The sequence below is a fragment of the Streptococcus pluranimalium genome (assembly GCF_002953735.1).
Classification (GTDB): domain Bacteria; phylum Bacillota; class Bacilli; order Lactobacillales; family Streptococcaceae; genus Streptococcus; species Streptococcus pluranimalium.
This window is the reverse complement of the sequence record NZ_CP025536.1, coordinates 1,429,024-1,452,391: the sequence shown is the minus strand read 5'-3', so window position 1 is coordinate 1,452,391 and position 23,368 is coordinate 1,429,024. Positions and strand designations below refer to the sequence as shown.

General features: G+C 39.3%; 19 protein-coding genes. 14 read left to right on the top strand and 5 right to left on the bottom strand.

Annotated elements, in window-relative coordinates:
- The first annotated feature begins 4 nt into the window (after positions 1–4).
- The 6 genes from C0J00_RS07335 (at position 5) to C0J00_RS07310 (ending at position 7,428) form a co-directional block, all read left to right on the top strand.
- On the top strand, positions 5–2,221 hold the full coding sequence (locus tag C0J00_RS07335) for a DNA internalization-related competence protein ComEC/Rec2 (protein ID WP_104968861.1): 2,217 nt from the start codon (positions 5–7) through the stop codon (positions 2,219–2,221).
- 122 nt (positions 2,222–2,343) lie between these two features.
- Entirely contained in the window at positions 2,344–3,879 is a 1,536-nt protein-coding gene (locus tag C0J00_RS07330; protein WP_104968264.1) for an AMP-binding protein, read from the top strand.
- A 250-nt stretch (positions 3,880–4,129) separates the two neighbouring features.
- Complete coding sequence (locus C0J00_RS07325; protein ID WP_104968263.1) at positions 4,130–5,026, top strand: ABC transporter ATP-binding protein; 897 nt, start codon at positions 4,130–4,132, stop codon at positions 5,024–5,026.
- Positions 5,010–5,741, top strand: coding sequence for an ABC transporter permease (locus tag C0J00_RS07320; RefSeq protein WP_104968262.1), 732 nt, complete (start codon positions 5,010–5,012; stop codon positions 5,739–5,741). Before C0J00_RS07325 ends, C0J00_RS07320 begins: the two co-directional genes overlap by 17 nt.
- Positions 5,741–6,832 (top strand): sensor histidine kinase, encoded by a 1,092-nt coding sequence (locus tag C0J00_RS07315; protein WP_104968261.1) that lies wholly within the window; start codon positions 5,741–5,743, stop codon positions 6,830–6,832. Before C0J00_RS07320 ends, C0J00_RS07315 begins: the two co-directional genes overlap by 1 nt.
- Positions 6,829–7,428 carry a response regulator transcription factor gene (locus C0J00_RS07310; protein WP_104968260.1) on the top strand — a complete coding sequence of 200 codons (600 nt, stop codon included), beginning with the start codon at positions 6,829–6,831 and terminating at the stop codon, positions 7,426–7,428. Before C0J00_RS07315 ends, C0J00_RS07310 begins: the two co-directional genes overlap by 4 nt.
- 89 nt (positions 7,429–7,517) lie before the next feature.
- On the opposite strand, the gene C0J00_RS07305 is transcribed toward C0J00_RS07310, so the two are convergent.
- Genes C0J00_RS07305 through C0J00_RS07290 form a run of 4 tightly spaced genes read right to left on the bottom strand, consistent with a single transcriptional unit; the run spans position 7,518 to position 10,514 of the window.
- Positions 7,518–8,168 carry an amino acid ABC transporter permease gene (locus C0J00_RS07305; protein ID WP_104968259.1) on the bottom strand — a complete coding sequence of 217 codons (651 nt, stop codon included), beginning with the start codon at positions 8,166–8,168 and terminating at the stop codon, positions 7,518–7,520.
- Positions 8,169–8,176: 8 nt separating this feature from the next.
- Complete coding sequence (locus C0J00_RS07300) at positions 8,177–8,872, bottom strand: amino acid ABC transporter permease (RefSeq protein WP_104968258.1); 696 nt, start codon at positions 8,870–8,872, stop codon at positions 8,177–8,179.
- An 18-nt stretch (positions 8,873–8,890) separates the two neighbouring features.
- Entirely contained in the window at positions 8,891–9,718 is an 828-nt protein-coding gene (locus C0J00_RS07295) for a transporter substrate-binding domain-containing protein (RefSeq protein WP_104968257.1), read from the bottom strand.
- Positions 9,719–9,728: 10 nt separating this feature from the next.
- Complete coding sequence (locus tag C0J00_RS07290; protein WP_104968256.1) at positions 9,729–10,514, bottom strand: amino acid ABC transporter ATP-binding protein; 786 nt, start codon at positions 10,512–10,514, stop codon at positions 9,729–9,731.
- Positions 10,515–10,752: 238 nt separating this feature from the next.
- On the opposite strand from C0J00_RS07290, the gene yycF reads away from it, so the two are divergent.
- From yycF to ftsY, 8 genes are all read left to right on the top strand, one after another.
- A complete protein-coding gene (gene yycF / locus C0J00_RS07285; RefSeq protein ID WP_104968255.1) occupies positions 10,753–11,460 on the top strand; it encodes a response regulator YycF in 708 nt (235 codons plus the stop codon).
- Positions 11,453–12,799, top strand: a complete 1,347-nt coding sequence (vicK, locus tag C0J00_RS07280) for a cell wall metabolism sensor histidine kinase VicK (protein ID WP_104968254.1) — start codon at positions 11,453–11,455, stop codon at positions 12,797–12,799. Before yycF ends, vicK begins: the two co-directional genes overlap by 8 nt.
- A 1-nt stretch (position 12,800) precedes the next feature.
- Positions 12,801–13,610 carry an MBL fold metallo-hydrolase gene (locus C0J00_RS07275; RefSeq protein WP_104968253.1) on the top strand — a complete coding sequence of 270 codons (810 nt, stop codon included), beginning with the start codon at positions 12,801–12,803 and terminating at the stop codon, positions 13,608–13,610.
- A 233-nt stretch (positions 13,611–13,843) separates the two neighbouring features.
- The gene (gene rnc / locus C0J00_RS07270; RefSeq protein ID WP_104968252.1) at positions 13,844–14,545 is read left to right on the top strand and encodes a ribonuclease III; all 702 of its coding nucleotides are present in this window, start codon (positions 13,844–13,846) and stop codon (positions 14,543–14,545) included.
- 1 nt (position 14,546) lies between these two features.
- Complete coding sequence (smc, locus tag C0J00_RS07265) at positions 14,547–18,092, top strand: chromosome segregation protein SMC (protein WP_104968251.1); 3,546 nt, start codon at positions 14,547–14,549, stop codon at positions 18,090–18,092.
- A gap of 355 nt (positions 18,093–18,447) precedes the next feature.
- Positions 18,448–19,236 carry an HAD family hydrolase gene (locus C0J00_RS07260; RefSeq protein ID WP_233995831.1) on the top strand — a complete coding sequence of 263 codons (789 nt, stop codon included), beginning with the start codon at positions 18,448–18,450 and terminating at the stop codon, positions 19,234–19,236.
- A 1-nt stretch (position 19,237) separates the two neighbouring features.
- Positions 19,238–20,059 carry a Cof-type HAD-IIB family hydrolase gene (locus tag C0J00_RS07255; protein WP_104968250.1) on the top strand — a complete coding sequence of 274 codons (822 nt, stop codon included), beginning with the start codon at positions 19,238–19,240 and terminating at the stop codon, positions 20,057–20,059.
- Between the two features lie 100 nt (positions 20,060–20,159).
- Positions 20,160–21,764 carry a signal recognition particle-docking protein FtsY gene (ftsY, locus tag C0J00_RS07250; RefSeq protein WP_407697203.1) on the top strand — a complete coding sequence of 535 codons (1,605 nt, stop codon included), beginning with the start codon at positions 20,160–20,162 and terminating at the stop codon, positions 21,762–21,764.
- 59 nt (positions 21,765–21,823) lie between these two features.
- Here the strand turns inward: ftsY and C0J00_RS07245 are convergent, their stop codons facing one another.
- Positions 21,824–23,173, bottom strand: coding sequence for an APC family permease (locus tag C0J00_RS07245; RefSeq protein WP_104968249.1), 1,350 nt, complete (start codon positions 23,171–23,173; stop codon positions 21,824–21,826).
- Positions 23,174–23,368: the final 195 nt, after the last annotated feature.

Sequence of the window (23,368 nt, the reverse complement as noted above, 5' to 3'; positions counted from 1 at the left end):
AGTGATGTTAAAGCCAATCTATTTGGCTTTTTTAGTAGCTTTGACCTATTTTATGATCTTGACCAAATCCTGGGTTGTCTTTTTGCTAGCTTTGCTTGCAGCTATCGCTTTATTCAGACAATATTCTAAAAAGGCAATTATACAGACGATTATTATCCTCACTCTATTTGTTGCGTATTTTACTTTTTTGGGGAACAAGCAGATTCAGCTGGAAAAGCAGCTCCCAAGTCAAGTGTCGACCTTGCGTGTAATACCTGATAGCATTTCTGTAGATGGTGACTTATTATCTGCGCGTGCTGAAGAAGGTAAGCAAAGGTATCAGCTTTATTATCAATTACAGACGGAGTTGGAAAAGGAGTATTTTCAAAATCTTAATCAGCTGATCCTTTTAAAGGTAATGGCTTCAGTCGAGAAGCCACAAGGTCAGCGCAATTTTAAAGGTTTTGATTATAAGACTTATTTGAAACGAGAAGGCATTTATGGGATCGTTCAAGTTGAGAAAGTCAACGCCATTCATACGGTTGCTCCTCAAAACCCAGAGGAATGGGTTAGACTGTGGCGGAGAAAGCTTCTGGTCCACATCAATCAACACTTTCCTGAGCCTATGAAACATTATATGACGGGACTTTTGTTGGGGTATTTGGATAAGTCTTTTGACGAGATGAGTGATATCTATACGGATTTGGGGATTATTCATCTTTTTGCCCTGTCTGGCATGCAGGTGGGCTTTTTTGTCGGTATTTTTCGGACGATCCTTTTACGTCTAGGGCTTTTGAGGGAGCATTTTTTGTATGTTCTTCTGCCATTTTCCTTTATTTACGCCGGTCTAACAGGATTCACGATTTCTGTGGTACGAAGCTTATTACAGGCCATTCTCAGTCAATTTGGCTTGCGAAAATGGGATAATTTAGGAACAACCATCTTGATATTGTTCCTGCTATCGCCCCATTTTTTGGTTACAACAGGAGGTGTTCTATCTTTCGCTTATGCCTTCATACTGTCTACCATAGATTTAGAAACTTTGTCAGGATGCCGCAAAGCAGTAGTAGAAAGTATGGTACTTTCACTAGGCATTCTACCCTTGTTGGTATTTTATTTCGGGACTTTTCAGCCTCTGTCAATTCTTTTAACAGCATTCTTTTCAGTGATTTTTGATGTCTTTTTGTTACCCTTGTTAAGTCTTGTGTTATTAGCCAGTCCGATAGTATCTCTAGACTTTTTTAATCCTTGCTTTTACTTTTTAGAATCAGTTATCAAGTGGACGGTACATCTGTCTCCTCGCCCCTTGGTTTTTGGTAGCCCTAACTTAACTGTACTTCTATTAATGCTTATTTCTTTAGCTGTTGTACATGATTTTTGGCATGATAAAAAATTGAGGTACTGTTTTTTGATTGTTGTAGTTGCCTTGTTTGCTGTGACGAAAAAACCTTTAGAAAATGAGGTGACTGTTCTAGATATTGGGCAAGGAGATTCGATTTTCATTAGGGATATCAGAGGGAAAACCTTGCTTATTGATACGGGAGGCCGAGTTGATTTTACTCAGAAAGAGGAGTGGCGCAGGCGGCAGAAAACAGCTAATGCTGAGCGGACGTCTATCCCCTATCTGAAAAGTCGAGGGATTTCGTCCATCGACCAGCTTGTGATTACACACACTGATGCAGACCATATGGGAGATCTGGCAGTTCTAGCCAAGCAGTTTAGTATTAAGAAAGTTTTGGTTAGTCCAGGTGCTCTGACCAATCCCTCTTTTGTAAACGAACTAAAATCATTAAAAATCAAAGTAGGCTTGCTTCAAGCTGGGGATCAGATTGCGATTATGGGGTCTTCTCTTCGAGTTCTCTACCCGTGGGATCAGGGAGATGGTGGGAATAACGATTCCTTGGTCTTGTATGGAAAGTTATTAGATAAGCGATTTCTTTTTACGGGAGATTTAGAAGTTGATGGCGAAAAATCCTTGATGATGAGATATCCTAACTTACCCGTTGATATTTTAAAAGCTGGTCACCATGGCTCTAAAGGATCCTCTGACCCAGACTTTTTAAAACATATCGGAGCAAAAGTCGTTTTGATTTCAGCTGGTCTTAATAATCGTTACCAGCATCCCAATGATGAAACCTTAGAACGCTTTGAGGCAGAAAAGATGATGGTTTATAGGACCGATCAAGAAGGAGCGATTCGTTACAGAGGTGTAAAGACTTGGAAAGTTGAAACGGTTCGTTGAGAAGGGGAGCGATATGTTATGGTTCCCTATGATGTATTTAAGAATGATTCTGAAATCAACTGGTAAGAATGCTATTAAAATGCTAAAATAAACCTAAATAATTTTTTCACAAAGAGGTTTATATGTTTAAAACTATTACTTACCGTCCCCTTAATCTCTATAGACAGTTCAAGGAAGCAGCCGAAGAGTTTCCTGAGACTGCCATTATTTTAGACAAATCCTACGCAGCTTTTCCACAATTGCCAGCAGAGTCTACCTACAAAGAGGTTCATGAGGCTATTCTTCAAATGTCGGGTCGTATGTCCGCGAAAGGGATTGCCAAAGGCGATAAGGTCATGCTCTATAAGAGTGCTTCTTTTGAGACTTATCTTTTGGCGGTTGCTGCGACCTACCTCGGCGCTGTGCCAGTCATGGTATCCTACCATCTGTCTAGTGCAACCTTGGATGTTTTTGCGAAGCGTTTGGAAAAATCATTTATAGTTTATGATGACGAAACTGCAGGTCGAGTTTCTGATATGTTAGCCAAGGACTTAGTAACGGAAATATCCGTAGCAGAGCTATTAGAGACAGAAGCAGTAGCCGTTTCAGAAAATCTTTTGGCAGAAGATATTATTCAATACATGACCCATACCTCTGGGACGACAGGTATTCCCAAATTGATTTGCCACACCGGTCAAAGCATGGGCTGGCGTGTGGCATGGCAACAGACAATTTTTGTCAAAATGAAGGAACGAGGCCTTCTAGCCTTTCATATTTCTCCAGTTCATTCCCGTTATAATATTGGTATTTCGTCAGCCATTAATCTTGGCTTTCCCATTTTCCCTCTGTCATCAGCCCAAGCCTCAGAAGTGGAAAATCAGCTAAAAACCTACAAGCCTATGGCTCTTGAAACGCATCCCAATAACTTTGTACAATGGGCTCGTTTGGCCAAAGAAAAGCCAGTTGTTTTTAGTAGTGTGAAATTCTATCATTCGACTTTTGATGCCATCAATAAGGCAACTATGAAAGCATTTCTCATCGCTTCAAAGGCAAACAATCCGGTCTTTATGCAGGTTTACGGACAAAGTGAATGTGGTCCGATGATTCTACGCTATCATCGTTTGGAAGGTATTGACAAAACCAATGCGCGTGATATGGGAGTAGGACTTGAGGGATATACACAAGCTCGTGTGACAGACGATAAGGGACAACTCCTAGAGGCAGGTCAAAATGGGCACATTCAACTTTTTTCAAAAGGAAGAGCGATTACCTACTATAAAGAAGATGCTCGTTTTCAAGAAAATGTTTATGACGACTGGTGGGATTCTGGAGATTACGGTTGCCTAACCGAAGAAGGAACTTTACTATTGAAAGACCGTCAGGTTGATGTCATTGACCAGATTGATAGTAATCTAGCCTTGGAAGATATGCTCATGGACCAGTTGGATTTCCTCAGTGAGGTGGTTATCATTCGTGATGGAGATGGACGACCGCAACCAATCCTAGCGCTAGCTGAAGGTGCAAGCATGAATTGGGAAGCTTGGTGGTCAGCAGTGAATGATTTGCCCTTACTGAAAGAGCCTGTTCTCATGGCCTATGAAGACATTCCACGAACAGCAACGATGAAAGTTCAACGTTTGCAGATGGAAGCAAAGTTGAAAGAAGAGGGGAACCTGTAAGATATCATATGTCAAGGAACTGGACAAAAGCTAAAATTTCCTTCCGATTAAAATTTTAACAATCAAAAACAGCTTAGAATCAACGTTCTCGACAACGTCATTCTAAGCTGTTTTCTATTTTTAAGACTTTTTGCCTAACCACTTTTCTGAGAATATGACAAATGTCATGTGATGTCATGACAAGTAGGGCTAAAAAAGAGTTTCAATAAAAGATAAACTATCTTTAAGAAATGTGATGGAGGTAGTTTAAATGAAAGCGTTGGTTTCTGTAAGTGACATTAGTAAAACCATCAAAGGAAAACAGGTTTTAGATACCATTTCTTTTGAGATAACTCGTGGAGAATGTGTTGCTTTGATTGGTCAAAATGGAGCAGGAAAATCCAGTTTACTAAAGTGCATAATTGGCGATTGGAATGTTAATAAGGGGAGTATAGTAATCCAACAACTATCACCTACGAATGGTCAATTGAAAGGGAAGATAGCTGTTTTATCACAAGAAAATACCATCCCGATTAATTTAAAAGTTAGAGAATTAATAACATTTTTTCGTTCAGTAGTCAGTCATCCTCTTTCCATTGATAAGGTCATTTCTTACTTAGGATTTGATCCAGAACAGTATGATGATTTAGCAGGGAAGTTATCGGGTGGTCAGAGAAGATTGTTAGCTTTTATATTATGCTTGATAGGACAGCCAGAAATCTTAATCCTAGATGAACCAACTGCCGGAATGGATACAGCTACTAGAAAAAGATTCTGGGAGATTATAGGAGAACTAAAAGAACAGGGCATAAGTATTCTGTATTCTAGTCATTATATCGAAGAAGTAGAACATACAGCGGATCGTATTTTGGTACTGCATAAGGGGCGTTTAATTCGTGATACAACCCCTTACGAAATGAGATATCAAGAAGATAAACAGGTAACCTTACCTCTCAGTTTTTTAGATGAGATTCAAGGACGTCAAGATTGTTACGATCTGTTACTTAAAAAGGATTGTTTCCAATTCAGGACTAAAAATTTAGTGGTTATTTGGGATGAGCTCTATAAAGAAGGTCTTGCGATTACAGATATCGAAATTCAAAATAAGACCTTACTAGATACATTATTTGAAACAACAAAGGAGATTGAACATGAAAGCCTTGCTTAAAATAGAATGGATTCAAATTTGGCGTCAGTGGACAGTATTTATCATGGCTATAGGCATGCCAATTGGCTTTTTTATCTTTTATTCTGGAATGGAAATGTCGCCAGATCCTAAGATGCAAGAGTTATTTGTTAGGCATTACATGTTGACTATGACAGGATTTTCCATGTCTAGCTTTGGTTTCTTTAGTTTTCCTTTTATGCTAGTGGAAGATAAAACCAATCATTGGATGAGTTATATTAGACATTCTAGATTAACCATGGGTCATTACTACCTATCAAAATTATTTCGGGTCTTAATTTATTTTATCTGCTCAATTATAGTTACTTTCTTAGTTGGTGCCTTTTATCGTCAGGTGACCATGTCATGGGAGAAGTGGTTAGGATCAGGTATATTGTTATTAGGGTCGAGCCTTGTTTTTTTAGCATTCGGTCTCTTGATTTCTCAATTGAAGTCGCAGCAAGTGATGTCAATCATTAGTAATATTTCATTTATCTTACTAGCCATTATCGGTGGTTCGTGGATGCCGATAGAGACTTTTCCTAACTGGATGCAAACCATTTCGAAATGGACGCCTGTTTATCACGTTAATCGACTTGTTCTCGATTGGTCAGATAAGGAAGTAATCAATATCAATTCTATCTTGATAATGTTTGCCTATGTGGTATTATTAGTGGGAATAACCTATCTAATCAAAATAAGAACGGAGGTGGATTGATGTTTAGAAGTCGTCAGAAAAATGATATTCTCTTTTACATGGCGCTCGTTTTTCTGCTTTTTCCGATACTTGGGATTTTCTGGTTTGATTATCCGGTTTGGACGATTTTTCCTACAATTGGATTTGCTCTTGTTTACTTAGTCGTCGTTCATCTAAAGGATGATTATCAAACATTATTAATGCTCTTATGGATTTATTTATTAGGTTATATTGTATACATGGCATTAGTCATAGAAGGTTCTATTATTTGGTTTTTCTTCTACCCGAGTAATCTCTTAGTTTGGCGCTTTGGAGATAGCTTGAAATCTTATCGTGCTATTAGCTTTTTAATTTGTTTAAGTATAGTAGTTGGTAGGTGGCTCTTGTTTTCAAATAGTTTTGTTTCAAAAATGAATGCTATTGTCGTTGCTGTTTTTATATTGACAATGACTTATTCACAACATAAGATGCAAGTTGAGGAAGCTATGAAAAGTGAGATAGAACGCCAGAATGTCTATATCAATACTTTAGCAGCTGAAAATGAACGAAATCGCATTGGGCGAGATCTGCATGATACCCTTGGACATACTTTTGCCTTGATTAGCTTGAAGTCAGAATTAGCCATGAAACTGTTAGAACAAAAAAATATGGATAAGGTCCGACAGGAGTTGAGTGAGCTTCACGATATCAGTCAGAAGTCCATGAAGGATGTCAGAGAATTGATTAATCAATTGAAATATAGAACGCTTAGTGAAGAAATTGAAACTCTGTCAGAAATGTTGGATTTATCTGGCGTAGTGGTCTCAGTAGAAAATCAAATCTTAGATGAACAATTATCACCTAAAGTACAATCAGCTTTAACCATGATACTGAGAGAATTGGTTACAAATGTTATCAAACATGCAGAAGCATCGACTTGTCAGATAAGATTACGGAAAGATGATCGGATTATATTGCATTTTAGTGATGATGGTAGAGGATTTCCTAAAATAACTGGAGAAGAATTACAGTCTATCAAGGGGAGACTTGTTCAAATGGAAGGAACTATTGACATTGTTTCCTCTAAGCATCCAACGATGATTAAGATTGAGATGGAGGATAAGGTTTTATGAGATTGTTAATTGCGGAAGACCAGTCCATGCTAAGGGATGCCATGAAACAACTTTTATTGATGGAAGATGATGTTGATGCTGTTTTTGAGGCTCGAGATGGATTGGAAGCATTGGAGCTTCTACGAAAAGAATTAATTGATGTTGCTATACTAGATATTGAAATGCCTAAAATGACAGGTTTAGAAGTTTTAGTCAAAGCTAGACAAGAGGTTTCCGCTAAGATTGTTATCGTAACGACCTTCAAAAGAACAGGGTATTTCCAAAAAGCATTGGATCATGATGTTGACGCTTATGTCTTGAAAGATCGTTCGACAGCAGAGTTGATGGCGACTATTCACAAAGTTTTAAAAGGACAAAAAGATTATTCTCCTGAATTGATGGAAGGAATTTTTCATAATGATAATCCACTTAGTACTCAAGAGATTAGAGTTTTAAATCTAGTGAGCCAAGGAAAGTCAAATAAAGAAATTGCTCAAGAGATGTTCTTATCCAATGGTACTGTTCGTAACTATGTATCTTCTATTTTTAACAAACTCTCTGTTAATTCCAGAATTGAAGCTATGTCGAAAGCCAAAGAAAAAGGCTGGATTGATTAATTAATTAATATGTTTCCTAATTGGGTAATTTATTGTTATATATACCAAAACCTCCACATGATGAATATCGTGTGGAGGTTTTGGTGTTATTATTCAGCCCCTTGTGCCCATTTTTTAGCCAGTTGACGAGAATAGGTCGAGATGGCAAAGTTGATGACAAAGTAGATGGCTGTGATGATGAGGTAAAGGGTGAAAACTTGACTTGGTTCAAAGTATTTACCCATCAAGATTTGGCTTTTTCCGAAAAGTTCTTGAAGTGCGATAACAGAGTAGAGCAAGGAAGTGTCCTTGATAACTGTTACGAATTGAGAAATGATGGCTGGCAACATTTTACGAATGGCTTGTGGAAAGACAATGTAAATGAAGATTTGCCAGTGGGTCATTCCCTGTGAAAGACCAGCTTCTGTTTGACCGTGATCGACGCCATTTAAGCCCCCACGAATGATTTCTGCCAGAGCAGCCGATGTGAAGACGGTAAAGGAAGTGATACCTGCAGGCGTTGACTTCATTTGGAAAACCAAGAAGATAATGAAGATCCAAAGCAGATTAGGTACGTTACGGACAAATTCAATGTAGATGCTTGATATCCAGCGAAGGATTGGGTTCTTCCCATTACGCATAACAGCTAAAATCGTACCGATAATGGTTGACAATACAATCGATAAGAATGAGATGTAGAGGGTTAACCAAAGTCCTTGAAGAATAAAGTTAATATTAGTTGGTGTTAAAACTGACATCATTTATCCTCCTAATTGTATGCTTTCTTATTTTCTTCTTCTTTACGTCGTGCCCAAGTTGCTAGTGGGAAACAAACGATGAAGTAGAGTAGTGCTGCACCAGCAAAGGCAGGTACATAGTTAGTAGTCTCGTAGGCCCACGCTTTTGACACAAACATGATATCTGCCCCAGAGATAATAGCGACCGTAGAGGTGTTTTTAATCAAATTCACTACTTGGTTGGTCATTGGTGGCAAGATGGTACGAATGGCCTGTGGTAGAATGATAAGCTGCATGGTCTCTTTGTAAGTAAATCCTTGGGATAAGGCAGCTTCTGTTTGACCTTTAGGCACAGCTTCAATACCAGAACGAATCACTTCTGAAATATAGGCACCGTGATAGATACCAACACAGATGACTGCTGTCCAGAAAGCTGAAATCATGATGAAACCATTTGTCATGATGGCTAAACCATAATAAACAACCACGAATTGAACTAATAATGGTGTGTTCTGGTAAAGCTCGACATATACGCGAGCAATAGTTTTTAAGGTTTTATTTTTAGAAGATGACATGGCGCCAAAAATCAACCCTAAGACGAGAGAAAGAAGTAGAGCGCCGATGGACATGCCTAGGGTGTATGCAAAGCCTTTGGCGAAATCACCAAAATTGGCAAAAAAGTCAGCCCAGCGAGAAAGGGCAAAGGGACTTGCTACTAAGTAATTCATATTTATCCTTCCTTTCTCTTATTCCTCAGCCTTAGCTGGTTTTAAATCGTATTTTTGATAGACTTTTGTCAGACTACCATCCTTAGACCAGTCTGAAAGGAGGTTGTTGATATAGTTTGTTAGCTCTTTGTTGCTTTGTTTGCTAGCGATACCGTAGCTCTGAGTATTGAATCCCTGATCAAGGATTTCTGTTTTCTTGCTACGGTAACCGGATAAAATGGATTTATCAACTGAGAAGGCTTGGATACGTTTTGAATATAGCGAAATAGCTAGTTCAGGGTAAGATCCTAATTGAACGTAATCAAAATGTAAATCATTAGCTTTAGCATATTCTTCTATAAGACCTTTGGTTGTAGATCCTTGAGCAACTCCAATCGTTGCACCATTCATATCCTTAATAGATGTGTACTTGCTAGCTTTATTAACCAAGAATCCGACTTCATCTGTATAGTAAGGGTTGCTAAAACTATAAGACGCCTGACGTTCAGGAGTGATGGTATAGGTACCGATAACGATATCAACCTGTCCGTTATCAATAACGGCTTCGCGGGTTTGCGCTGTAACAGGAGTAAATTCTACTTTGACTCCGAGACTTTTAGCAATCTTACGTGCGATATCGATTTCCATCCCCTCATAGCTATCTGTTTCAGCACTGAAATAGCCAAAGTTTGGAACATCCTGTTTGACTCCAGCTTTTAGAACTCCAGCTTTTTTAATCCGCTTAATCACTTTAGAAGATAGCAGTTTATCATTTGTTTCAGCCTTTGCTTTTGGAACAAATGAGAGAACTGATAAAGCTAGAGTTAGGGATAAGCATGCAATAAGAAGTTGTTTGATTGATTTCATCTCACACCTCCTATTTAGCTTTGCGTTCTTTTTTCTTGGCAGTGACTTTTTCACTAGCGTGATTGATAATCTTGCTGAGGAATTGCTGAGCGCGTGGTTCTTTTGGATGGTCGAAGAAACCTTGAACATCAGTTGTATCTTCTAGAATCTCTCCATCAGCCATAAAGATGATACGATCAGCAACTTCACGGGCGAAGCCCATTTCGTGAGTTACAACCACCATGTTCATTCCTTCAGCAGCTAGATTTTGCATAACAGCCAAAACATCACCGATGGTTTCTGGGTCAAGAGCAGAAGTTGGCTCATCAAAGAGTAGTAGCTCAGGATTCATGGCGAGTCCACGAGCAATCGCGATACGCTGTTTTTGACCACCAGAGAGCATTCCTGGATAAGAATCTTTGCGATCCCACATATTAACGTAGGTTAAGTATTTTTCAGCAACGGCCTCAGCTTCTTTGCGAGACATGCCTAAAACTTTAATTGGTGCCAAAGTAACATTTTCTAACACTGTTTTATGCGGATAGAGGTTAAAGTGCTGGAAAACCATACCAACTTCTTTGCGAAGTTGCACGAGGTCTTTATTGCTAGCATTGGCCAATTCATGACCGTTTACTTTTAGGCTACCTGTTTCAATAGATTCAAGAGCATTCATGGTACGGATAAGTGTTGATTTACCTGATCCTGAAGGACCTAAGAGAACAACGACTTGACCTTTTTCAATCTCTAAGTTAATGTTACGAAGAGCATGGTAGTCACCGTAATATTTTTCAACATTTTTATATTCGATAAGTGCCATTAGAAACTCCTTTTGATAATAATTGTCTACGTCAGAAAACATAACATAGATAAGTTACTATACCATAGAGAAATGATATTGTCAATATCTCGTTTTAAATATTCTGAAAATTATTTAGGCTTTGTTCTGCAAGAAAGAGCGGACATGATAAAGATTGGTGATAATGGAGGGATTTATAGTCAAAGTTTTCCATTTAATGGATATTTTGTTATAATCAGAAAAAAGGTAGGTACAAACTATGAAAACAATTCTCGTTGTAGATGATGAAAGACCCATCTCAGACATTATAAAATTTAATCTGAGTAAGGAAGGCTATACTATTGAAACAGCCTTTGATGGTCATGACGCGGTTGAAAAATTTGAAGATATTAAGCCTGACTTGGTTATTTTGGACTTGATGCTACCAGGTATGGATGGTCTTGAGGTAGCTAAAGAGATTCGTAAAACAAGTCACACGCCAATTATTATGTTATCGGCTAAGGATTCTGAGTTCGATAAGGTGATTGGCTTGGAAATCGGTGCAGATGATTATGTCACAAAACCCTTCTCTAATCGAGAGTTATTGGCGCGTGTGAAAGCTCAACTACGTCGTGTTGAGACCATTGAAACTGTGGCAGAAGAATCTCTTCAATCCTCTCCGACAGAAATCGAGATTGGGAACCTTCAAATCTTACCAGAGGCGTTTATTGCTAAAAAGAACGGAGAGGAAGTCGAGCTGACGCATCGTGAGTTTGAATTGCTCTATCATTTGGCGCAACATATTGGTCAAGTGATGACACGCGAGCATCTCCTTGAAACGGTTTGGGGATATGACTATTTTGGTGATGTTCGGACAGTTGATGTGACTATTCGTCGCCTCCGTGAAAAAATCGAGACAACTCCAAGTCGTCCGGAATACATTCTCACTCGTCGTGGAGTGGGATACTTTATGAAAGCTCATGACTGATCAATTTCTTTTTTCATTTCGAGATGTTATTATTGCAGGGCTAATGTCAATTTTAGTCCTGATTTATGTTTTTTTAATTATTCGAGATACTTTAAATAGTCGACGTGTGCAACAATTGACGGAGCAAGTTCAAGCCTTGATTTCAGGTGAGTATGTGGTCAATCAGGTAACACGAGGAAGTGCTGAAGTTAAGGACTTAGCTGAACATTTGAACGATCTATCTGAGGTTTTTCGTCTAACACATGAAAATTTAGGACAAGAAAAAAATCGTCTTTCAAGTATTTTATCCTATATGAGCGATGGGGTTTTAGCAACAGACCGTCGTGGTAATATCATTATGATTAATGATATGGCAAGGCAACAGTTGAACTTATCAGAAGAAGGTGACCTTGCCATCAATATTATGACTTTGTTGGAAGATACCTCGTATACTTATCATGATTTAATAACCAAAACACCCGAAGTAACGCTTCACCGTGTCGATGAGTTTGGTGAATTTACGGTGCTGAGGGTCAATTTTGCTCTTATCAAGAGAGAGAGTGGTTTTATATCTGGTTTGGTAGCCGTTTTACACGATACAACAGAACAAGAAAAAGAGGAACGTGAACGTCGTCTCTTTGTTTCCAATGTTAGTCATGAATTACGGACTCCTCTAACATCGGTAAAGTCGTATCTTGAAGCCTTGGATGAAGGGGCCCTTAAGGAAGCTGTTGCCCCTGGGTTTATCCGTGTTTCTTTAGATGAAACAAACAGGATGATGCGGATGATTACAGACTTGCTATCCCTATCACGTATTGATAATAATAATAGTGAATTAGAAGTTGAACTGACGAACTTTACAGCTTTTATCACCTATATCCTAAATCGTTTTGACCGCATCAAGTTACAGGAAACACATGCAGGAAAATCTTATGATATTAAGCGCAACTACGATCTGACTCCTGTTTGGATTGAGATTGATAATGATAAGATGACCCAAGTTTTCGATAATATTTTAAACAATGCTATCAAGTATTCACCAGATGGTGGGGAGATTAAGGTGAGCATGCGAACGACTGATACTCAATTAATTGTATCGGTATCTGACCAAGGATTGGGAATTCCTAAAAAAGACTTGCCTTTAATTTTTGACCGTTTCTACCGTGTTGATAAGGCAAGAAGCCGTGCCCAAGGAGGCACTGGACTCGGTCTAGCAATTACCAAAGAAATTGTTAAACAACACAATGGCTTTATTTGGGCTAAAAGTGATTACGGTAAGGGATCAACGTTTACCATCGTTTTACCGTATGAAAAGAATATTTTAGAAGTAGACGAAGAATGGGAGGTAACTGAAGACTAAGGTGGCTGATAAAGGATTTAAATACAGTATTTTAGCTTCAGGGTCGACAGGTAATGCTTTTTATCTGGAGACACCAAAGAAACGTCTTTTGATTGATGCTGGATTGACTGGTAAGAAAATTACCAGTCTTTTAGCTGAAATTGATCGACGACCTGAGGATTTAGATGCTATTTTGATTACACACGAGCATTCAGACCATATCAAAGGAGTTGGGGTTTTGGCTCGCAAGTACAATCTTGACTTGTATGCGAATGAAAAAACCTGGGAAGTTATGGATGCCAAAAATATGCTAGGTAAGATAGATAATTCACAGAAGCATATCTTTTCGCGCGAAAAAATGATGACTTTCGGAGATATTGATATTGAGTCTTTTGGCGTTAGTCATGATGCGGTAGATCCGCAGTTTTATCGTTTTATGAAAGATGATAAAAGCTTTGTCATGTTAACTGACACGGGCTATGTTAGCGATCGTATGGCAGGGATTGTTGCCAATGCGGATGGTTATTTGATTGAATCTAACCATGATATTGAAATTCTCAGAGCGGGTTCCTATCCATGGAAGACCAAACAAAGGATTCTTTCTGACTTTGGACATTTGTCCAATGAGGCTGGTGCTCAGGCTATGATTGACACGCTTGGTAATCGTACTAAGAAGATTTATCTTGGACATTTGAGTAAGGAGAACAATATCAAGGAGCTAGCTCATATGACCATGGAGTCAAATCTGATGCAAGCTGACTTGGGTGTTAATCATGATTTCAAAGTATTGGATACCTCACCAGACACGGCGACGCCATTAGTCGATATTTAATGTCAAATTTACAGTCTAGCCCTAGTGGCTAGACTATTTTTTGGTATAATAGAAAAGACTGTGACAATAAGTTGTGGTCACTTAAAGTTGTCGTTAGATTATTATCTGTAAGGTGAGGACTCGATGATGAGTTGCTGTGCGAGTTGGATTATTCCAAAGAGATGATATATCCCAGTTTTATCAAAAGTCCATGGTTTGAGTACCCCCATTTTAAAGGAATAAAGGAGAGTCTTATGGGACAATTAGAAGAGCTAAAAGCAAAATTAAAATCGGATTTTCATATTGAATTTTCGGATTGTAGCTTGCTTGATACGGCTTTTACTCACACATCATATGCCAATGAACATCGTCTCCTAAACATTTCACACAATGAACGTTTGGAGTTTTTAGGAGACGCGGTTCTTCAACTGATTATCTCAGATTATTTGTACCGAAAATACCCTAATAAGCCAGAAGGGGATTTATCTAAACAACGTTCTATGATTGTTCGCGAGGAGAGTTTGGCAGGATTCTCAAAAGATTGTGGCTTCGATGCCTTTATTAAACTAGGTAAAGGAGAAGAAAAGTCAGGCGGTCGTCAGCGTGAAACTATTCTTGGAGACCTTTTTGAGGCTTTTTTAGGTGCTCTTCTTTTAGATAAAGGAGTAGAAGCAGTTAAGACTTTCCTTTATTTGGTGATGATTCCTAAGGTTGAAAAAGGGCAGTATGAACAAGTCAAGGACTATAAGACAGCTCTTCAAGAAGAACTTCAAGTAGATGGAGATATCAAAATTCGTTATGAAGTTATTGGTGAAGAGGGGCCTGCCCATGCCAAGTGGTTTGAAGTTCGTGTTACTGCCAATGGCAAAGAATTGAGTAATGGTAAGGGACGTTCTAAAAAAATGGCAGAGCAGGAAGCTGCTAAAAAAGCACTCCACCAACTAGGTGAGGACTAAGATGTATTTAAAAGAAATTGAAATTCAAGGATTTAAATCCTTTGCAGACAAGACTAAAGTTAGCTTTGACCAAGGTGTGACAGCAGTCGTAGGACCAAATGGCTCTGGAAAATCAAATATCACAGAAAGTCTTCGCTGGGCTTTAGGAGAATCATCTGCTAAGAGTTTACGTGGTGGTAAAATGCCGGATGTTATTTTTGCCGGAACAGAGACACGTCGACCGCTTAATTATGCGCAAGTTCGTGTCACGCTTGATAATAGTGATGGCTTTATTAAAGATGCGCCAGAAGAGCTTTCTGTTGAACGTCATATTTACCGAAATGGTGATAGTGATTACTTGATCGAGGGGAAAAAGGTCCGGCTTCGTGATATTCATGATCTCTTTATGGATACTGGTTTGGGGCGTGATTCTTTTTCCATTATTTCTCAAGGTCGTGTTGAAGCCATTTTCAACAGTAAGGCTGAAGACCGTCGGGCTATTTTCGAAGAGGCTGCGGGAGTTTTAAAATACAAAACCCGTAAAAAGGAAACCGAAAGCAAACTATCTCAAACTCAGGATAACTTGGACCGTCTGGAAGATATCATCTATGAGTTGGAGCAGCAGATTCGTCCGTTAGAAAAACAAGCACAGACAGCAAAGCAATTTCTTTCCTTGGAAGAAGAGCGTAAGGAGCTTCATTTGCAAGTGCTTGTTCATGATGTTTCATCAGGTAAGGAGGAACTTCAGTCATTAACGAATCGCTTAAATGAGGTTAAAGAAAATCTTGAAACTTATTATCAGGATCGTCAAAAACTTGAAAATGATAATCAGAATTTAAAGACTAAACGTCATCATTTATCTCAGAATTCTCAACAGCACCAAGATGATCTGGTTGCTTTAACCAGTTTGATTGCAGATTTGGAGAAACAAATCAAAGTCAATCAGCTGCAACAATCTCAATCACAAGAAAAAGAGAGTGATTTAAAAGCTCGTCTGGAGAAGCAGGAGACGCTGATTAGTAGCTTGCAGCTCTCTATCAGCGAGATTGAAGATAAACTAGCTCTTGTTATCAATGATAGTCAGAAAAAAGCAAAAGCGATCAAGGAGACAGAAGCAGACTTGACAGAGTTTGCCCAATCTCCTGATCAAATTATTGAAAGTCTACGTGAGCAGTTTGTTGGGCTAATGAGTCAAGAGGCTGATTTGTCTAACCAATTGACAGCTCTTGAAAATCGACTTTTACAGGAGCAGCAGCAGTCAGAACAGACGCAAGCCGAGTTATTGGACTTAGAAGAACGTCGTAGGATTGTTACAGAAACGGCTAAGGAAAGTTTAGCTAGTTTTGAAGCGGCTAAGGAAGCTGTTAAAGTCTTGTTGGATGATTATCGACAGCAATTGCAAGAGGTGAAAGCCAAGGATGACCTCTATCAAGGACATCAAGCAGCGCTCTTTGATAAGTATGATGCTTTAAAAGGCAAGACTGCTCGTCGCAATAGTTTAGAAGCTATTCAAAAAAGTCACAGTCAGTTTTTTGCTGGGGTTAAGGCTGTTTTACAAAATAGTGAACGCATTGGTGGTATTGTTGGTGCTGTTAGTGAGCATTTGAGCTTCAAGGCAGAACATCAAACTGCTATGGAAATCGTCCTTGGCGGTGCTGCACAAAATATCATCGTAGAGGATGAAAGGACGGCTAAGAAGGCTATCCAATTCCTGAAAGATGGACGTCATGGTCGCGCTACTTTCTTGCCTCTAACAACTATTAAAGAGCGTTCCTTGAAGCCTGCTTTTAAAGATAAATTGCCACAGCAACCAGGTTTTCTTGGTTTGGCTAAAGATTTGGTATCGTATGATAGTCGTTTGGCTAATATCATGGGAAATCTTCTTGGTATGACAGCTATTTTTGATACGATTGATCATGCTAATCAGGCGGCGCGTGATTTCCAATATCAGGTGCGTATTGTTACTCTTGATGGTACGGAATTGCGTCCAGGCGGCTCATTCGCCGGAGGAGCTAATCGTCAAAAGAACACAACTTTTGTCAAACCTGAGTTGGATCAATTGGAAGCTGATATTAACCAGATGTCTGCTGAGATAAAAGCAGATGAGGAAAGATTAGCTAGCTTAAAAGAGGCTTTAGAAGCATCTCGTCAACAACTAGCTGAATTGAAGCAAGATGGCGAGGAAGCCAGACTTGCTGAACAAAAGGCTGACTTCGCTTATCAACAAGCTGCTGGTCAAGTGGCTGACCTTAATAAACTCTATCAAGCCAAGTTAGCTAACCAGCAAGGATTGGCTACTTCAGATGACAGTCAGCGTAAGAACGAGTTAGAGACTCAATTAGATGCCATCCGTTTGCAAAAAGATCAATTGAATCAAGATATTGAAGCCATCAAGACGGATAAGGACAGTATTGAAGAAAAGCGTCAAAGATTACAAAATCATTTATCTGAATTAAGGCTATCGGAACGTGAACTACAAGGTGAACGGCAATATTTATCTCGTGATTTAACAAAGCAAAAAGAATCTTTGGAAGAAGCTAAAGTTCTAGCTGAGAATTTAGCTTATAGTCTAGCTCATCATAATGATGCTCTAGAAGCAGATAAGATTCCAGAATGGCAGGCGCAATTAGAAGAGGCGAAAGAACGCAAGGTTAAGCTAGAACAGGAGCAAATTCGACTGCGCTTTGAATTGGAAGATTTGGAAGCACAGGGAGAAGATATCGCGGAACACCTGCAAAAATTGAGCCAGCAAAATGAAACTTACATTCGCCGTCAAGCTGAACTTGAGTCACAAGAAAAGCAGGTGAGACAAAGATTACAGTCTATGGCACAAGATTTGATTGATTCCTATCAACTTTCTTTCTCAGAAGCACAGGAACAAGTTGAACCCCTGGAAGATATCAACCAAGCAAGACTAGCTCTCAAGGATTTACAAAAAGCGATCAAAGCCTTGGGTCCAGTCAATCTGGATGCTATCCAGCAGTATGATGAGGTTGGGGAACGTTTGACCTTCTTGTCTGGTCAGAAAGCTGACCTCGATAAGGCTAAGGATTTGCTTTTAGAAACTATAGCTGAGATGAATGAGGAAGTGACCAGTCGCTTTAAAACAACCTTTGAAGCGATTAGAGCATCTTTCAAAGAAACCTTTACTCAGATGTTTGGTGGCGGTTCTGCCGACTTGATTTTGACCGACGGTGATTTGCTTTCAGCCGGAGTTGAGATTTCCGTACAACCTCCTGGTAAGAAAATCCAGTCGCTTAATCTCATGTCAGGTGGGGAAAAAGCCTTATCAGCACTAGCTTTGCTCTTTGCGATTATCCGTGTCAAAACCATTCCATTTGTTATTTTGGATGAGGTGGAAGCGGCGCTTGATGAAGCAAATGTTAAGCGTTTTGGTGATTATCTCAATCGTTTTGATAAATCTAGCCAATTTATCGTTGTCACACACCGTAAGGGTACTATGGCAGCGGCCGATAGTATTTATGGGGTGACCATGCAGGAATCTGGTGTGTCACAAATTCTTTCGGTTAAACTGAAAGAAGCAGAGAACATTAATGGTGTTAATTAGGGATAATCTCTGATATATTTGGATATCTTTTAAAGAAGATAAGTGGTTGGGCATGATGCCTAACCCCACTATGTGAAATTCGTTCAAACCTCTTACAAATCTGGAGTGGTTTGAACGAATTTTTAGTTATCAAGAGTATTTTCTCACTCTCTTTTTCTAATATTTCCTTGTAAGCGGATTTTTTGGTACAATGGTAGGGATTATGTAGGTATTTAGTATAGTCTTTTGAATTAAATTTGATACATCGTCACTTTCAACTTGCCGTACTTCAGTACTGTCTGCGTCTCAGTTCATTGGCTGAAAGGTAATTCATTTGACTATAGTTAAATCAGTATTGAGAAGTTGGAGGAATCTTGTGTTTAAAAAAATTGTAGCGTCTGATATGGATGGGACCTTTTTAAGACCAGATGGTACTTATGACAAGGAAAGATTTGCTGTTCTTCTGGAGAAATTGACTGAAGCTGGCTATCTCTTTGTAGCCGCGAGCGGCAGGTCGCTCCTAACTTTGAAAGAATTGTTCCAAGAATTTGAAAATAAGATGGCTTTTATCGCGGAAAATGGCTGTATTGTTGAGGATGAAGGACAGATTATTTTTGAGGCTGAGATGGTGCCTGAGGATTATCAGCTTATCTTAGCTGAATTGCAGGCTGATCCTCATTGTCAGGGTTATCTTTTGTCTGGCGAGAAAGGTGCTTATGCCCCACTTGATGCTTCAGATGACTATATCAAAAGGGCGCAACATTTTTATGCTAATGTTCAGAGAGCTGATTTAACCGCTGTGATGGATAAAATCTTAAAAGTGACAGCTCGCTTTGATGCGGATAAGATTCATGATTTTACACAAGGCTTGAATGGGAAATTAGCTGATTTTCAAGCAGTTGTCACTGGTTTTGATGGAATGGATATCATACCTAAAGCCTATGATAAGTCGACTGGCTTGGAGGTTCTTTGTGAGAAACAAGGGATTTCATCGCAAGATGTGTATGCTTTTGGAGATAATTACAATGACCTTGAACTGTTAGATTTTGCTGGTATAGCTGTGGTTCCTGACAATGCGGTAGAAGTAGCTAAAACCTTAGCTGACGAGGTTATTGGAGATCATGCTAGCGATGCCGTTTTGACTTATTTGGAAGGTTTGGTTTGAGATGACAGAAATAAAATTGGTTGCATTAGACTTAGATAATACCCTTTTTGATGATGAGAAAAAAGTATCAAAAGCTAACAGAGAAGCTATTAAGAGAGCTACTGAATCAGGTGTCAAAGTCGTGATTACAACAGGTCGTCCTTTAAAAGCTATTGGTGATTTGCTAGAAGAGTTAGATTTGAACCATCCTATGGATTATAGCGTGACTTTTAATGGCGGTTTAATCCAGAGAAATGATGGACATATCTTAGCCCAACAAGCTTTGTCACGCCACGAAGTTGAGTCTATCTATCAACAACTATCAGCTTTGGGTCTTCCTGTTGATATCTTGAGTGAGGGGACTGTTTATAGTTTGCCTGCACCAGGTCGTCCGTCACGTTATCCAGAAGCTAATCCTTTACTGACCTTTAAAACTTTGGAACAATTAGCTGATTTACCGGAAGGCATCATTTATAATAAGATTGTCATTGTGACAGATAAAGACTTTTTAGATGCTAAAATCAAGGAAATGCCTGAGCTGATTTTTTCCAATTTTGAAGCCTTTAAATCACGCGAAATTATTTTTGAAATTATGCCAAAAGGTGTTCATAAAGCGTCTGGTTTAGCTAAATTATGCGACCTCTTAGGCATTGATAGAGAAAATGTCATGGCTGTTGGTGATGAAGAAAATGATTTGACCATGATTGATTGGGCAGGTCTGGGAGTTGCGATGAAAAATGCAGCGCCTATTGTCAAGGAAACAGCTAATGTAGTAACGAGCAAGGACAACAATCATTCAGGAGTGGCGGAAGCCATTGAAAAATATGTATTAGGTGGAGAATAAAATGGGATTATTTGACCGATTATTTGGAAAAAAAGAGAAAAAAGAAGAGCAAGACCTTTCGCAAGAAATGCTTGAAAACAAAGAAAGTCTCACCGATGAAGTGGAACAAGACAATCAAAATTTTGTCCAAGAAGATATTAGCACTTCTGAAGAAGAAAACCTTGTTATCGTTTCAGAAGAGGATGTCCAACAGGATCCAACGTCTGAAGATGACTTTGTAGAGCAAGTGGATTCAGCTCTCGATGAGCTTGATAGTAAAGAATCAAGTTCTGAAGTAGTTGCTATTGAGTCTGAAACTAGATCATCAGAGTCAATTGACTGGAAAGATAGTTTTGATTTTGAAGAATTGGAAGAAGGAGATTTTGAGACTCCTTTAGGGTCTGAATTTAGCATTCCAGAACATCAAGCGGATCCGTCTGTTGATTGGAAGGATGAAATAGTGGTTGAACTAGACAAGGAGCAAGCTAACCATACTGTTGAGGAAGACATTACTGAGGCAGCAACCAGTCAGTCTTTAGAGACATTATCCGCTTCTGAAGAAACTAGTAGCTCTGAAGCTGTCCTTGAGAATCAGGTAGAAGTTCTATCGACGACTGAGGTAGCCTCCCAATCCAATGACCCTCGTTTTGAGTCACTGATGGCTGATTATTACGCCAAAAAAGCAGCCGTTGCGGAAGCAGCCGAGCGGGGTGAAACCTTGAGCTTTGAGGCTATGTCAACACGTCAAGTTCAAGAATTATCCAAGGAAAATGCTCCAGCAAGCACACTAGAAATCGAAGAAACAACAGAAGAAAAATACAATCGTAGTTTGAAAAAAACACGAACAGGCTTTGCTGCTCGTCTCAATGAGTTTTTTGCTAATTTCCGTAAGGTAGATGAAGAATTCTTTGAAGAGTTGGAAGAGATGTTGATTATGTCTGATGTTGGTGTGACAGTAGCAACACAGCTGACAGAAGATTTACGTCAAGAAGCTCGACTAGAAAACGCTAAGAAACCAGAAGATTTACGTCAAGTCGTTATTGAGAAACTCGTTGACATCTATGAAAAAGACGGTGTTTATAAGGAGACTATTAATTTTCAAGATGATTTAACAGTGATGCTCTTTGTTGGGGTTAATGGTGTTGGTAAAACGACTTCTATTGGGAAATTGGCTTATCAGTACAAGAACCAGGGTAAAAAGGTCATGTTGGTTGCGGCAGACACCTTTCGTGCAGGAGCCGTTGCCCAGCTGGTTGAGTGGGGACGCCGTGTGGATGTTCCAGTTGTGACTGGTCCTGAAAAAGCTGATCCTGCTTCGGTTGTCTTTGATGGTATGGAACGAGCAGTTGCGGAAGGTATTGATGTCTTGATGATTGATACAGCTGGTCGCTTGCAAAATAAAGACAATCTCATGAAGGAACTTGAGAAAATTGGACGTATCATTAAGCGTGTCGTGCCAGAAGCACCTCATGAAACCCTTTTAGCTTTGGATGCTTCAACGGGTCAAAATGCCCTCAGTCAAGCTAAAGAATTTTCAAAAATCACGCCTTTGACAGGTCTAGTATTGACTAAGATTGATGGAACAGCTAAGGGTGGTGTCGTTCTAGCCATTCGCCAAGAGTTAGACATTCCAGTTAAGTTGATTGGTTTCGGAGAAAAGATTGATGACATTGGTTCATTCAATTCAGAAAATTTCATGCGAGGTCTGCTAGAGGGCTTGCTTTAATGTTAACAGCAAAAAACCATCTGAAAGTTAACTTTCAGATGGTTTTGTTTTGACGATTGTTATTTCTTTTGTTTATAAAGGTAGACAGGGATTCCTAGGGCTGTTAGAAGAATTCCAACTAGAGCAAGGATGAATTGACTCTTCAAAGTCAAAAGAAGAATGAAAATGCCACCGATAATAGCGATACTTGGGATAATTGGGTAAAAAGGAACCTTGTAAGGACGATGAAGATTAGGCTCTTTTTTGCGCAAACGGATAACAGCGATAAATACCAGGGTATAGAAAATCCAAATGACAAAGATTAACATGTCGGAAAGAATATTAAAACCGCCTAGGCAAATCATGATAATAGCAATAATAGCTTGCAGCCAACCAGCAATATGAGGAACCTTATGTTGGTTTAATTTAGACAACTGTTTTGAAAAAGGTAAGAGATTTTCAAGGGCAAGTGTGTAGGGAAGGCGCATTCCCGTCATCGTGTAGCCATTGATTGTCCCGTAAACAGAAACTAGAATACCGATTGTGATGATTTTACCTCCCATTGACCCAAAATAATATTGGGCAACCTGCATAGCGGCAGCATCATTTCCAGCTAATTGAGCAAGAGGCATGGCTTTTAGGTAGGCAAAGTTGATGAGCCCATAAACAATCATGATACCAAGCATTCCAAAACCGATAGCTTTAGGTAAATCACGTGCAGGATTTTTCAGTTCACCGGCGATATTCCCAACATGAATCCAACCATCATAGGCGAACATGGTTGCCAAAAGACCTGAACCAAGAGCAGTAACTAGTCCTCCAGTTTTAGCACCGGCTTCTATAGGTAGGATGTTGACATGAACATTGGTGTCCGCAAACAAACCGAAGATAATAATAGCCCCAATAGGAATAAGTTTAGCGACAAGAGTTATTGACTGCATCCTTCCACTTGCCTTAGCACCTAAAAAATTAATTAGAGTGAGGGATAAGGTCGTTAAAATAGCTATTGGCAAAATAGTTATGGGTGAAAGTACAAGCAGGTTTTTGACTTGGGTTGCAAAAATAATTGCCAAGGCTGCAATATTAGCTGGGAAGTAAATGATGACTTGTGCCCAGCCAAGAAGAAAGCCAGGGAATTTCCCATAAGCTCGTTCGATATAACGAATCATACCTCCCGTTTCAGGAATAGCAGCAGCCAACTCAGCTCCAGTTAACCCTGCACAAAGTGATATCAAACCAGCTAGTAGCCAAACAAAGAGATGGAGACTGGTTGATCCTGTTGCGCTAGCGACACTAGTGGCTTTGAAAAAAACACCAGCACCAATAACCGTTCCCATAACTGTTGATAGAGCAGGGAAAAATGTCATGGTTCTTTCCAAACCATCCTGAGAGAGCCCAGGACTAGGCTGGTTGTGATTAATTTCCGACATGGAAAAATCCTCCAAAAAAATCAGTTATTGACATTGTCATCTTTTGATGATGACAATGAATGCCTTTATTAATAGGGCCCATGAGATGGCTTTCAAAATAAGACAACACTCTAGTATAACCTAAAATGATTGAGATACAAAATGATTGTTTTTGAAAGATTTTTCGCAATAAAAAGTTACGGAGTGGAAGAACTG